Here is a 13,992-nt window from a genome sequence, read left to right on the forward strand (position 1 = left end):
GCGCGCGTTTCGGTGAAGCGGATGCAATCAATGCATCGGCGAGAAACGACCGCAGCTGTCGCGTGGCGCGACGAGCTGGTCGTGGATCAGACACAAACGGCTATCGGCGACACTTGCGCCAAAGCCCGAACTGAATACAGCGAGGCCAGGAATGCTCTGCTCAAGCGAATGCCGGTCGTCGGCGCGAAACCGGCAATCGGCGCAGCACGGCCGACGCTCGTCGGGCGTGGCGTTGTCGTCGAGAACGGCAGGCGCGTTCACGAGCCCTGCCCCAAGCTATTCCAATACGGTGCGAACACGTGCGCGGACAGCGCGTAGCCGATGGCGATATTGATCACCACGCCGGCCGTGAACGCGATGAACGGCTTGATGCCGGTCGCCGCGAGTGAACGCACGCGCGTCGTCAGTCCGATGCTGAAGAAGCAGAAGATGAACGCCCACGTGCGCAGCGCGGTGATCGGCGCGACGAACTCGGGCGTGACGACCTTGCGGTAATCCGCGAGCGAGTAGTGGCTCGCGATCCACGTGACGAGCGCCGACGCGATCACGAAGCCGATCACGAATTTGGGAAAGCGCGCCCAGATTTCGCGCGCGTCGGCTTTCGCCGTGACGCCGCTTTCGCTGGATTCCCAGCGCGTCGTCGCGACGATCGCGAGCAGGAAGGCCCAGATGCCGATCCAGATGTCCCGGCCGACCACCTTCATCAACGTGAACGCCTGAAGCGACGCTTCGGGCGATCCGGCGATTGCGCCGCCCGCGTGCTTCGCGAAATCACCGTAGGCTTGCGCCGCGGCGATGCCGGCGGCGTCGGCGAATTCGGATGTGCCGATCCATGCGCCCGCGACGGCCGTCGAGAGCCCGAGCGAGCGCGACGCGAACGGCAGCACGAAGATCATCACGATTGCCCACAAGATCACGAGCGTAATCGCGACTGACGCCTGTTCGCGCTTCGCGCGAACCGCGCCCGCAATTGCGATTGCCGCCGACACGCCACACACCGCGCCACCGACGCCGAGCACCGCGGCAAAGCGTTTGTCGAGTCCAAGCGACTTCGCCGCGAAGAAAATCACGAAGAAGGTGACGAGCGAGACGATCGTCGCCTGCCCGACAGCAACCGGGCCCGCCCATACGAGCAGCGTGAACGGCAGCGTCGCGCCGAGCAGCACGATCCCGACCTTGATGTAAAACTCGACACGCAGTCCCGCCGAAAACCACTCGGGCAAGCGGAACACGTTCGAGATCAGCAGCCCGAGCGCGAGCGCGACGAGCGGCGGTTCGAGGTTGTACTTCGACGCGTTGGCCCACGCGCCGACTTCGAATATCAGCACCGATACGGCAAACAGGATCGCAAACGACGCCAGAAAGTGCCCGATCCGCTGCCTCAGCACGCTCAGGCTGACGCCGAACAGCACGGCAAACACGACGAACAGCGCAACGTAGTTCGGCAGATGTTTGACCAGATCCCGCGCGGCCACGCCGGGATCGGTCCATTTCGCGGGTGCCGTCGCGAGCCACTTGATACTGCTACCCGACGCGAATAGCGCCCACGCAACGACGATCACCAGCAGGCCGACCCACACGGCCCACCAGTCTTCCGTCGAAAAAAGTCCACCGCCGCCTGTCGTGCTTGCCCGTCGCGAAGGCTGTGCGCCCGCCGGCAAGGTATGTCTTGTATCGCTCATTGTGTGCCCCGGTCGAGGTTGCGGCGCACGCGCTATCGATTGTTGTGATTCATGCGCCGATTCGGCGAAATATAGTCGAGCGATGTCGCGAAACGAAACGACCTTTCGTTTTATCGATATGACTTAAAGGGATTTGCGAGCAAATACGCGTGGGTTGACCGAAAACAGCGGGCCGCGCCTTAGATATCGAGCGGATCGACTTCGATGCTCCAGCGCAGCACGCCCTTGAGCGTGCGCAACGCCGGTTGCCAGGCGCGCAGCGTGGCCTGCAACGCGGCGCGCGACGCGCTTTCGACCAGCAATTGCGCGCGATGCACGTGCATCACCTTGACGATGGTGAGCGGCACGGCGTCATAGACAGTCACGCGGCTGGCAGCGGGAATGTCGGTGAGCGCCGCGGCGGCCTGTTGCAGGAAGGTCAGCGCGGCGTCGAGCGTGCGGCCTTCGGCGCGCAGCATCGCCTGATAGACGAACGGCGGCAGATGCGCGTCGCGGCGCTCGGCGAGCGTCGAATTGGCAAAGCCGACGTAATCCTGCCGACCCAGCGCGTGATACAGCGCGTGCGTCGGATAGCGCGTCTGCACGAGTACTTCGCCCGGCAAACCGGCGCGGCCTGCGCGGCCGCTCACCTGCATCAGTTGCGCGAAAAGACGCTCGCTGGCGCGGAAATCGTGGGAAAAGAGCGCCGTGTCTGCGTTCAGCACGCCCACCAGCGATACCCGCCGGAAATCGTGGCCTTTCGCGATCATCTGCGTGCCGACGAGAATATCCACTTCGCCCGCGTGCACATCCGAAAACAACGCCTGCGCGCTGCCCTTGCGGCGCGTGCTGTCGGCATCGATACGCAGCACGCGCGCACCCGGCACCGCGCCCGCAAGCGCCTCTTCGATGCGCTGCGTGCCGCGTCCCATCGGCGCGATATCGACGTTGCCGCACTCCGGGCACGAACGCGGAATGCGCGATTCCCAGCCGCAATGGTGGCAGCGCAGCGCGCGTTCGGGCTTGTGGAGCACGACGTAGGCGCTGCAGCGCGGGCAGCCCGCGACCCAGCCGCATGCGTCACATGCCAGTTGCGGCGCATAGCCGCGACGGTTCAGGAACACGAGACTTTGCTCGCCGCGTTCAAGGCGTATCTTCAGTGCGGCGATCAACGGACCCGACAGACCTTCCACCGACGCACGCCCACGCCTGCGCTCATCCTCAAGATCGATAAGCCTGACGGTCGGCAGCACCGCGTCGGCGACGGCACGGCGCGATAACGTGAGCCGCTTGTAGCGGCCCTGCTCGACCTGCCACCAGCTTTCCAGCGACGGCGTCGCCGAACCGAGCACGACAGGAATGCCGAGCTGCTTCGCGCGCCACACGGCCAGATCACGCGCCGAGTAGCGCAGACCTTCCTGCTGCTTGTAGGCCGGATCGTGTTCCTCATCGACGACGATGATCGCCAGATGCGGCAGCGACGCCAGCACAGCCAGCCGCGTACCGAGCACGATGCGCGCGCGCCCCGTGTGCGCGGCGAACCAGTTGCGGGCGCGCTCGCCTTCGGCAAGCCCACTGTGCAGCGTGACGATTTCGGTATCGTCCATCGACGCAAAACGCGCGCGAAATGCGGCTTCGAATTGCGGCGTGAGGTTGATCTCGGGCACGAGCACCAGCGCCTGCGCCTGCGGATTGCTCGCCAGCAGACCGGCGAGCGCACGCAGATAGACCTCCGTCTTGCCGCTGCCCGTCACGCCGTGTAGCAGAAACGGCGCGAAAGCGTGCGCGTTGCTGATGGCTTCGACAGCGGCCGATTGCTCGTCGGTAAGCGTCGGGAGTGACGCGCTTTGCGGCGTGTGGTCCTGCGCGGCGCGGGGCGCGGCGGGATCGATGACGTCGAGCGCGACCCAGCCTTCCGCTTGCCACGCTTCGAGTGTGGCGGTTGCTTTTGCGTGCAATGCGCGGGCATCGGCGGCGGGCAGCGAATCAGTGTCCGCGAGCGCAGCAGCCAGGCGACGCAGCGCCGTGGCGCGTGCCGGAAGCGCATCGGGCAGCGCCGCGCGACCGGCAGGCAGCAAGCGGTAATGTTCTTCCGGCGCGAAAAGCCGTGCCCAGCGCGCTGGATCGCGCAGTGCTTGCGGAAGCGCGGGCAGCGCGACTTCGCCAATACCGCGCTGGTAATACTCAGCAGCGAATTGCGTGAGTTGGAGCCAGGGTTCCGAAACAGGCGGACAGGCGGCGCATACGCTGTGGACCGATTTCAGGCGATCTGAGGGCACGTCACTGTGAGCAGTCACTTCCATGACGAGGCCCACCACGTGGCGCTTGCCAAACGGCACGCTGACGAGCATGCCCGGCGCAGGCGCGAAAGCGGCGTCGCAGCGGTAGTCGAAAAGCGTCGGCAGAGGATGATCGAGCGCGACGCGAACGTAGATGCCAGTCAGATCGTCGACTCGCATGGACGCCCTTCGCGGAGAAAGTTATTCACAGGCTGGAACCCGCCGCCGACACACTTAAAGTAAAACTTCAATTTCGGCGCTAAGTTTTGATTTTGCATCGACAATTACGATCGATCCCGCTGGCCTGTGGATAACTTTGTTGAGAACTTGCCCCGGATAGCCCGCGAGGGCCGTCGCACCGGCCTCTTTGTGGGATAGCGCACATTTGTCTTAAGAACCCGGAAACCCTTGTCGCTCAAGGGCTTGACCAGATTTCTCCCGACTTTTCAAGGTGGCTGCGACGATTCATCCCTCTACCGCGCCGCAACGAGACAAATGTGCATAAGTCAAGTCTTGACAACGCCAGGACGACGGCAGGACGGCCTTTGGAACGCTATTTTCCCCTTAGGCCGAGAGCCCACGTCGCTGCATCGCAACAAAAACGTCACAATCCTGGGGATCGTTTCACGCCTTTGGAGCACTGCTCGCCGCCCGGATGGCGCGGCTGTGCCGGTGCACTTCGTCGACCAGTTCAGCGACGTGTTCAGGCGGCGTGAATTGCGAGATGCCGTGTCCCAGATTGAACACGTGCCCCGGGTGATTGCCGAAGCTGTCGAGCACCGCGCGCGCTTCGATGCGGATGGTCGACGGCGGCGCAAACAGCACGGACGGATCGATGTTGCCCTGAAGCGCGACCTTGCCGCCGACGCGCTCGCGCGCCTTGCTCAGATTCACCGTCCAGTCGAGCCCAACGGCATCGACGCCCGTCGCGGCAATCTCGTCGAGCCACAGACCGCCGCCCTTCGTGAAGGTGATGACGGGCACGCGATTACCGTCATGCTCGCGCTTCAACTGGTTCACGACCTGCTGGATGTAGTGCAGCGAGAAGCGCTGATAGATGCCGTCGGCGAGTGCGCCGCCCCATGTATCGAAAATCATCACGGCCTGGGCGCCCGCTTCGATCTGCGCGTTCAGATAAGCCGCGACCGCCTTCGCGTTGACGTCGAGAATGCGGTGCATCAGATCCGGCCGGCTATAGAGCATCGACTTCACGGTGCGGAAGTCGTCCGAACCGCCGCCTTCGACCATGTAGCACGCAAGCGTCCACGGGCTGCCAGAAAAGCCGATTAGCGGCACGCGCTGGCGGCCTTGCGCGTCGGTGAGCGCGGTGCGGATCTGGCGCACGGCGTCGGTGACGTAGCGCAGCGTGCTGTCGATATCGGGCACTGCCAGACGCGCGACATCTTCCTCCGTGCGCACCGGGTGCGCGAACTTCGGCCCTTCGCCGACCTGGAAATCGAGGCCGAGCCCCATCGCGTCGGGAATGGTGAGGATGTCGGAGAAGAGAATGGCGGCGTCGAGCGGATAGCGCTCGAGCGGCTGCAATGTGACTTCCGTCGCGTAATCGGGATTCTTCGCGAGGCCGAGAAAGCTGCCCGCGCGGCTGCGCGTCGCGTTGTACTCCGGCAGATAACGTCCCGCCTGGCGCATCAGCCAGATCGGCGTGTACTCGGTCGGCTGGCGCAGTAACGCGCGCAGGAAGGTGTCGTTGAGGAGGTTGTAGGCCACGTTGCTCGCAACTGAAGGCAAAGGGATATTTTAACCGTTGAGCGCCCGACGACGCCTCCGTAATCCTGGCAATTGCTGTTTGTCCTATACCTTCCAGTCGATAGTCACCGATAGTTGCCCGGACTATTATCGATCCCGTTGCACCACGATAAACAACGATAACGGAGACTCGATGAAGAAAGCCATTCTGGTGCTGGCGAGCGCCCTGTGTTGTACGGGCGCGGCCCATGCGCAAAGTGTCGCACCTGCGGCGGGATCGCGGCTCGACGAAGTGCTGTCGCGCGGTTCGCTGCGGGCCTGCACGACAGGCGACTACAAGCCGTATTCGTTCTACAAGCAGGATGAGCAGTTCGAAGGCATCGACATCGACATGGCGGAATCGCTGGCGAAGTCGCTCGGCGTGAAAGCGGAGTTCGTCAAAACGTCATGGTCGAACTTGATGAACGACTTCGTGGCGAAATGCGATGTCGCTGTCGGTGGCGTTTCGACCACGCTGGATCGGCAGAAACGGGCTTTCTTCACGGTCGCGTATCAGGTGGATGGGAAGTCGCCTATCGTGCGTTGCGACGAAGTCGAGAAGTATCAGACGGTTGCGCAGATCGACCAGTCGTCGACGCGCGTGATCTTCAACCCGGGCGGCACGAATGAACGGTTTGCGAGGCAATTTTTTCCGCATGCGACCCTCACCGTCTACCCGGATAACGTCACTATCTTCAAGCAGATTCTCGCGGGCAAGGCTGATGTGATGGTGACGGACGCGTCGGAAACGCTCTTGCAGCAAAAGCTCAACCCGGGACTATGCGCGGTGCATCCAGACAAGCCGTTTCAGTACGGCGAAAAGGCATGGTTGGTGCCGCGAGGCGACGTCGTCTTCCAGCAATATGTCGATCAGTGGTTACATCTGGCGCGTGCGTCGGGCGAATATCAGGCGATATCCGACAAGTGGCTGAAGTAACGCCGACTTTGTGACGGCCGAAGCAGTCGCACTTACCGATCGGTTCGCGCGACTGCTTGGGGACTAATCATCTGATGTTATATACCCGCCAGGTCGCTCATGAGTCCGTTCCGGACGGTCGGTTAATGCGGCGACGCAGCATCAATTTGAGGAGATGACGAACGGCAGTTTGAAACGGACGGCTGTGTAATCCGTATGAGCATTAGGGTTGAGGGAATTGGACTGATTGGCCGCGGCACTCCGCGTGTCCTCGAATCTGCGATAACGCAGCGCAATAGACTATGCGAACGGTCGCACCAAAACAGCCACAATTGACTCAAAAGGTATCGGTAATATTTGCGCAATATGCGTTTCAGACTCGCAAAAAATCCCGCAGCGCCTTATCTGGCGGGCGTTACAACCTGAAACACTTTGTTACCGCGCAAGGCAGGTAATTCGCCCACAATGCCTTTCACGGGTTCAGCAAGGATGCGGCCGGGTAGTAGTGTCTTTAGACATATCTCTCCCGGCGGTCGGCAAAAAAAAGCGCCGAAGCTCTTCAAAGGGGCATCTCTGCTGGAATCGTGGTCGACGTCGATCGCGTCGAATAGTCGGTTCCTCCAATGGTCTCCTCGCGCTAACCCCGTAGCGTGTGGTTTTTAGCGGGCTCCAGGCCCGCTTTTTTTTTGCCTCGCCAAACGTTTGCGCACTGTTTGTTCTCAGCGTGAACTGGCTCCCCAAAAGCAGAACGCCGTGTGACTTGCACACGGCGTTTTTTGCTTTCAGGCCTCGAGAGTTCTCCACGTCACGCGGTCTTATCTTCCTTGAGGTGAAGTTCGTCGATCATTCGCTCGCGCATCACGAACTTCTGAACCTTGCCTGTCACCGTCATCGGCAGTTCGTCGACGAAGCGGATGTATTTCGGAATCTTGTAGTGCGCGATCTGGCCGCGGCAAAACTCCTGCACGTCTTCGGCGTTCAGATGCTCGCCGGCGCGCAGGACGACCCACGCACAAACTTCCTCGCCGTACTTCGAGTCCGGCACGCCGAATACCTGGACACTCTGAATCTTCGGATGGCGGAACAGAAACTCCTCGATTTCGCGCGGATAGATGTTCTCGCCACCGCGGATCAACATGTCCTTCAGCCGGCCCACGATATTGCAATAGCCGTCCGCGTCAATCGTCGCGAGGTCGCCGGTATGCATCCAGCCGTCGACGATGCTTTCGCGCGTCTTCGCCTCGTCGCCCCAGTAGCCCTTCATCACCGAGTAGCCGCGCGTGCACAACTCGCCCGTTTCGCCGACCGGCACGATATTGCCGAGCGGATCGACCACTTTCACTTCCAGATGCGGCTGAATCCGACCGACCGTCGTTGTCCGCTTATCTAGCGGATCTGTGGTCGAACTCTGGAACGACACAGGACTCGTCTCAGTCATCCCGTAAGCGATCGTGATTTCAGCGAGATGCATCTGCGAGACGACACGTTTCATCGTCTCGATCGGGCACGGCGAGCCCGCCATGATGCCCGTGCGCAGCCGTGTCAGATCGAAGGTCGCGAAATCCGGGTGATCCAGTTCGGCGATGAACATGGTGGGAACGCCGTGCAACGCCGTGCATTTTTCCTCTGCGACCGCTTTTAGCGTTGCACCCGGCTCGAACGCTTCGCCCGGGAACACCATCGCGGCACCCACTGAAACGCACGCCAACACGGCCAGAACCATTCCGAAACAGTGATACAGCGGCACCGGAATACACAGCGAATCCTGTTCGGTGAGCCGCATTGCCATCGCGATGTAGCGCGCGTTGTTCACCACGTTCCGGTGCGTCAGCGTGGCGCCCTTCGGATTCCCGGTCGTGCCGCTCGTGAACTGGATGTTGATGGGATCATTCGCATCGAGCGTCGCGCCGATCGCGTCGAGTCTTGCGGGATCGAATGCTTCTCGCCCGCTCTCAATCACGTCCGAGAAGGTCAGCATGCCCGGCGTTTCGGTGTCGCACATGCGGATCACGATTCGCAGATCCGGCAAACGGGCCGCGTGGAGATCGCCGGGTGTAGCCGTTGCGAGTTCCGGCGCCAGTTCCTGCAGCATCTGCAGATACATCGACGTCTTGAACTTCTCTGCCGAGATGATCGCCTTGCAGCTCACCTTGTTCAATGCGTATTCGAGTTCGGCGAGACGATAGGCGGGATTGATGTTGACCAGTACGGCACCGATACGCGCCGTCGCAAACTGCGTCATCAGCCATTCGACGCGGTTCGGCGACCAGATGCCGACGCGATCGCCCTTCTGGATTCCAAGCTGCAGCAAACCGGACGCCAATACGTCGACTTCTTGCTGAAACTCCGCCCAATTCCAGCGAATTTCCTGCTCGCGAAACACCACGGCCGGCCGCTCGGGGAAGCGTCGCGCCGTGTCGACCAGAAACTGTCCGACCGTCGATTCGCTTAGCGGCACTTCTGTCGAACCACGCACGTAGGACAGCCCGTCTTTAGGCTCGATGAGTGCACTCTCTCCTGCAGCTTGCGTTGCCATGGTGTTGTCTCCAGAGGTGAATCCAGTATTGAAATGAGTTTGCGACCGATTGTGCCTCTGCGGCGATCCGCCCGGCATCAAGTCTTACCCGCAGCTTTCTAGCTGTTTCGGGCGTCGGTATGATTTTGCTGACCTTTCCGTAAACGTCAAGTACAAGACGAAAAAAAGCAGCCACGAGGGCTGCTTTCGAGTGTGCTGCTTACTGCTGTCCGCGCAGCTTGCGCAGACGCTGGATCGCGGCCAGCTGCGCCGTCGCGTACGCCAGCTCCGCTTGCGCGGTAGCGTATTCGAGGTTCGAGCCGGTATTTTGCAGCGCTTCTTCCGCGCGCTTGCGTGCCTGCTCTGCCTTTGCTTCGTCGAGATCCTTGCCGCGGATTGCCGTGTCGGCCAAAACCGTCACCGCACCTGGCTGAACTTCGAGAATGCCGCCAGCGACGAACACGAACTCTTCGTCGCCATTTTCAGATTCGATACGCACCGCACCCGGACGGATCCGCGTGATGAGCGGCGTGTGGCCCGGCAGAATGCCGAGCTCGCCCGCTTCGCCCGGGAGCGCAACGAACTTCGCCTGGCCCGAGAAGATTTCCTCTTCCGCGCTGACGACGTCTACCTTGATGGTTGCCATTTATGTCGACTCCTGTCGACCAGAGTCGGCGCTTCAACGCGCTGCTCTGGTCCCGTGGTTGAGCGTAGGTCGAGGCACCCGCTTCGCCTGGTAACCGTCTCGCGACGACTACCGCACGCGAGCCGGCGCCCGCTTCGTTACACCCAGCCTTTACTGGATCTTCTTGGCCTTTTCGAAGGCTTCGTCGATCGTGCCGACCATGTAGAACGCCTGCTCCGGCAGGTGATCGCACTCGCCGTCGACGATCATCTTGAAGCCACGGATCGTTTCCTTCAGCGGCACGTACTTGCCCGGCGAGCCCGTGAACACTTCAGCAACGTGGAACGGCTGCGACAGGAAGCGCTGGATCTTACGAGCGCGCGCGACCGACAGCTTGTCTTCCGGCGACAGTTCGTCCATGCCCAGAATCGCGATAATGTCGCGCAGTTCCTTGTAGCGCTGCAGCGTTTGCTGAACGCCACGCGTGATGTTGTAGTGCTCTTCACCGATCACGTGCGGGTCGATCTGGCGCGAGGTCGAATCGAGCGGGTCGACTGCCGGGTAGATACCCAGCGAAGCGATGTCACGCGACAGAACGACGGTTGCGTCCAGGTGGCCGAAGGTCGTAGCCGGCGACGGGTCGGTCAAGTCATCCGCAGGGACGTACACGGCCTGAACCGACGTAATCGAGCCCGTCTTCGTCGACGTAATACGCTCTTGCAGCTTGCCCATTTCTTCAGCGAGAGTAGGCTGATAGCCCACTGCGGAAGGCATACGGCCCAGCAGTGCCGACACTTCCGTGCCAGCCAGCGTGAAACGGTAGATGTTGTCGACGAAGAACAGCACGTCGAGGCCTTCGTCACGGAAGTGCTCAGCCATCGTCAGACCCGTCAGCGCGACGCGCAGACGGTTGCCCGGCGGCTCGTTCATCTGGCCGTACACCAGCGCGACCTTGTCCAGAACGTTCGAGTCCTTCATTTCGTGATAGAAGTCGTTCCCTTCGCGGGTACGCTCGCCAACACCGGCGAACACGGAGTAACCACCGTGTTCCTTAGCGATGTTGTTGATCAGTTCCATCATGTTGACGGTCTTGCCCACGCCAGCACCGCCGAACAGGCCAACCTTACCGCCCTTCGCGAACGGGCAGATCAGGTCGATAACCTTGATACCCGTTTCGAGCAGTTCCGTCGACGGCGACAGTTCGTCGAACGCCGGAGCCTTCTGGTGGATCGAGCGCGTCGTCTCGCTCGAGATCGGGCCAGCTTCGTCGATCGGACGGCCCAGCACGTCCATGATGCGGCCGAGCGTCGGCTTGCCGACGGGCACGCTGATCGGCTTGGCCGTGTTCTTGACGATCACGCCGCGGCGCAGACCATCCGACGAACCCAGACAGATGGTACGGACAACGCCGTCGCCCAGCTGCTGCTGGACTTCGAGCGTCAGTTCCGAACCTTCGAGAATGAGCGCGTCGTAAACCTTCGGCATGGTTTCACGCGGGAATTCCACGTCGATCACCGCGCCGATGCACTGTACGATCTTGCCTTCTACCAAAGCAGTAGTACTCATCGCTTTTCCTTTAGATACTCAATTCTTCACTCGCGCAACGGCGCATTTCGGTGGAATCGCCTTAAAGGCGCTCCCGCGTGTCGACGTTAGCGTCAGACTGCCGCGGCGCCACCGACGATTTCCGACAGTTCCTTCGTGATCGCTGCCTGGCGGCTCTTGTTGTACACGAGCTGCAGTTCGTTGATGACCGTCTTCGCGTTGTCCGAAGCGGCCTTCATTGCGACCATCCGTGCCGACTGTTCCGACGCCATGTTTTCCGCGACGGCCTGATAGACCAGCGCTTCGACATAACGCACCAGCAGTTCGTCGACGACGGTTTGCGCGTCCGGCTCGTAGATGTAGTCCCACGACGTAGTCGGCGTCGGGCTATTCTTGTCGGCCTTGCTCTCGAACTGTTCCGTCGACAGCGGCAGCAGCTGCTCGATCACCGGCTCCTGCTTCATCGTGTTGACGAAGCGGGTGTACGCGAGATACACGGCCGAGACCTTGCCTTCCGAGTACAGGTCGAGCTGAACCTTCACTGCGCCGATCAGCTTCTCGAGGTGCGGCGTGTCGCCCAGTTGCACGACATTCGACACGACTTTAGCGCGCAGACGGTTCAGGAAACCCAGACCCTTGCCGCCGATTGCCGTCGCTTCGACCGTCTTGCCCTGGCCTTCGAGCTCCTTGAACTTCTGGAGCGAAGCGCGCAGCACGTTCGTGTTCATACCGCCGCACAGACCTTTGTCAGTCGTGACGAGGATGAAGCCCGTCGACTTCGCGCCTTCGTTCGACACCATGAACGGGTGACGGTACTCAGGCGTCGCACTGCTCATGTGCGCAGCGATATCGCGAACCTTGTCGGCGTACGGGCGAGCAGCGCGCATGCGCTCCTGAGCGCGGCGCATTTTCGATGCGGCCACCATCTCCATCGCTTTCGTGATCTTGCGCGTGTTTTGCACGCTCTTGATCTTGCCGCGAATTTCCTTCATTCCAGCCATTGCTTGCTCCTTGTCGGCCCGAGTTAGCGCTTTAGCGCTTACTCGGTCCCCATGCACAGCGGATCGAAGCAGTGCGGACATGTTTTCACGCGTCCACGCTGCTTCAAGGTCCGTTTATGCCTTGCGGATCACTCGCGAATCAATAAGCGCCCGACTTCTTGAAGTCCTTGAGTGCGGCATGCAGCGCGCCTTCGTCGTCCTTCGACAAGTCCTTGTTATCTTCGATGCGCTTGACCAGGTCAGCATGCTTCGACTTCAGGAATTCGCGCAGGCCCTTTTCGAAAGGCAGCACTTGCGCAACGTCCAGATCGTCGAGGTAGCCGTTGTTCGCTGCGAACAGCGACACCGACAGTTCCCACACCTGCAGCGGCTGATACTGCGGCTGCTTCAGCAGTTCCGTCACGCGGCGGCCGCGCTCCAGCTGCTTGCGGGTGGCTTCGTCCAGGTCCGATGCGAACTGCGCGAACGCTGCCAGTTCACGGTACTGTGCGAGGTCGGTACGGATACCGCCCGACAGCTTCTTCACGACCTTCGTCTGAGCCGCACCACCAACGCGCGACACCGACACGCCGGCGTTAATTGCCGGGCGGATACCTGCGTTGAAGAGGTCGGTTTCCAGGAAGATCTGGCCGTCGGTAATCGAGATCACGTTCGTCGGAACGAACGCCGTCACGTCGCCTGCCTGCGTTTCGATGACCGGCAGTGCCGTCAGCGAGCCACTCTTGCCCTTCACTTCGCCGTTCGTGAACTTCTCGACGTACTCTTCCGAGACGCGAGCAGCACGTTCGAGCAGGCGCGAGTGCAGGTAGAACACGTCACCCGGGTAAGCTTCGCGGCCCGGCGGACGGCGCAGCAGCAGCGAGATCTGACGGTATGCCCAAGCCTGCTTGGTCAAATCGTCATAAACGATCAGTGCGTCCTGACCGCGGTCGCGGAAGTATTCGCCCATCGTGCAACCGGCGTACGGCGCGAGGTATTGCATCGCTGCCGATTCCGAAGCCGAAGCGGCGACGACGATCGTGTATGCCATCGCGCCCGTTTCTTCGAGCTTGCGAACCACGTTCATGATCGACGAAGCCTTCTGGCCGATCGCGACGTAGATACAGATCAGGTCCTTGCCCTTCTGGTTGATGATCGTGTCGACTGCAACTGCGGTCTTGCCGCACTGGCGGTCGCCGATGATCAGCTCACGCTGGCCACGGCCGATCGGCACCATCGAGTCGATCGACTTCAGACCCGTTTGCACCGGCTGCGACACCGACTTACGCCAGATCACGCCCGGGGCGATCTTTTCGATTGCGTCCGTCAGCTTCGCGTTGATCGGACCCTTGCCGTCGATCGGGTTGCCCAGTGCGTCGACCACACGGCCGATCAGTTCCGGACCCACCGGCACTTCGAGAATGCGGCCCGTCGTCTTGACGATGTCGCCTTCCGAGATGCTTTCGTATTCACCCAGAATCACCGCGCCAACCGAGTCACGCTCGAGGTTCAGCGCGAGGCCGTACACGTTGCCCGGGAATTCGAGCATTTCGCCCTGCATCACTTCCGACAGGCCGTGGATACGCACGATACCGTCGGTCACGGAGATCACGGTGCCCTGGTTGCGAACGTCTGCGCTCGCTTCAAGGCCCTGGATCCGGCTCTTGATCAGCTCGCTGATCTCAGAGGGATTGAGTTGCATTATTCGCTCCTGATAGTCAATTC

10 protein-coding genes are annotated in these 13,992 nt (G+C 61.3%); 1 reads left to right on the forward strand and 9 read right to left on the reverse strand.

What is annotated here, in order from left to right; all coding sequences use genetic code 11:
• Positions 1 to 27: 27 nt before the first annotated feature.
• The 4 genes from G3O01_RS30280 to hemE form a co-directional block, all read right to left on the reverse strand.
• A complete protein-coding gene (locus G3O01_RS30280) occupies positions 28 to 261 on the reverse strand; it encodes a hypothetical protein (RefSeq protein ID WP_205810293.1) in 234 nt (77 codons plus the stop codon).
• Positions 258 to 1,682 carry a putative sulfate exporter family transporter gene (locus G3O01_RS30285; protein WP_205810296.1) on the reverse strand — a complete coding sequence of 475 codons (1,425 nt, stop codon included), beginning with the start codon at positions 1,680 to 1,682 and terminating at the stop codon, positions 258 to 260. The genes G3O01_RS30280 and G3O01_RS30285 overlap by 4 nt, the downstream gene beginning before the upstream one ends.
• Before the next feature lie 179 nt (positions 1,683 to 1,861).
• Entirely contained in the window at positions 1,862 to 4,120 is a 2,259-nt protein-coding gene (locus G3O01_RS30290; RefSeq protein ID WP_205810298.1) for a primosomal protein N', read from the reverse strand.
• 444 nt (positions 4,121 to 4,564) lie between these two features.
• A complete protein-coding gene (gene hemE / locus G3O01_RS30295) occupies positions 4,565 to 5,668 on the reverse strand; it encodes a uroporphyrinogen decarboxylase (protein ID WP_205810301.1) in 1,104 nt (367 codons plus the stop codon).
• A gap of 172 nt (positions 5,669 to 5,840) precedes the next feature.
• Here hemE and G3O01_RS30300 point away from each other — a divergent pair, with 172 nt between their 5' ends.
• Positions 5,841 to 6,623, forward strand: coding sequence for a transporter substrate-binding domain-containing protein (locus tag G3O01_RS30300; protein ID WP_205810303.1), 783 nt, complete (start codon positions 5,841 to 5,843; stop codon positions 6,621 to 6,623).
• A 784-nt stretch (positions 6,624 to 7,407) separates the two neighbouring features.
• Here the strand turns inward: G3O01_RS30300 and G3O01_RS30305 are convergent.
• The 5 genes from G3O01_RS30305 to atpA form a co-directional block, all read right to left on the reverse strand.
• A complete protein-coding gene (locus tag G3O01_RS30305) occupies positions 7,408 to 9,138 on the reverse strand; it encodes an AMP-binding protein (RefSeq protein ID WP_205810314.1) in 1,731 nt (576 codons plus the stop codon).
• A gap of 199 nt (positions 9,139 to 9,337) precedes the next feature.
• Entirely contained in the window at positions 9,338 to 9,763 is a 426-nt protein-coding gene (locus tag G3O01_RS30310; RefSeq protein ID WP_205810316.1) for a F0F1 ATP synthase subunit epsilon, read from the reverse strand.
• Positions 9,764 to 9,913: 150 nt separating this feature from the next.
• Positions 9,914 to 11,308, reverse strand: coding sequence for a F0F1 ATP synthase subunit beta (gene atpD, locus G3O01_RS30315; protein ID WP_205810326.1), 1,395 nt, complete (start codon positions 11,306 to 11,308; stop codon positions 9,914 to 9,916).
• Positions 11,309 to 11,400: 92 nt separating this feature from the next.
• Positions 11,401 to 12,288, reverse strand: a complete 888-nt coding sequence (gene atpG, locus G3O01_RS30320; RefSeq protein WP_205810328.1) for a F0F1 ATP synthase subunit gamma — start codon at positions 12,286 to 12,288, stop codon at positions 11,401 to 11,403.
• 139 nt (positions 12,289 to 12,427) lie between these two features.
• On the reverse strand, positions 12,428 to 13,969 hold the full coding sequence (atpA, locus tag G3O01_RS30325) for a F0F1 ATP synthase subunit alpha (RefSeq protein WP_205810330.1): 1,542 nt from the start codon (positions 13,967 to 13,969) through the stop codon (positions 12,428 to 12,430).
• Between the last annotated feature and the right edge of the window lie 23 nt (positions 13,970 to 13,992).

Origin of the sequence: Burkholderia sp. Ac-20365, from assembly GCF_017104715.1 — a bacterium.
Taxonomy (GTDB): domain Bacteria; phylum Pseudomonadota; class Gammaproteobacteria; order Burkholderiales; family Burkholderiaceae; genus Paraburkholderia.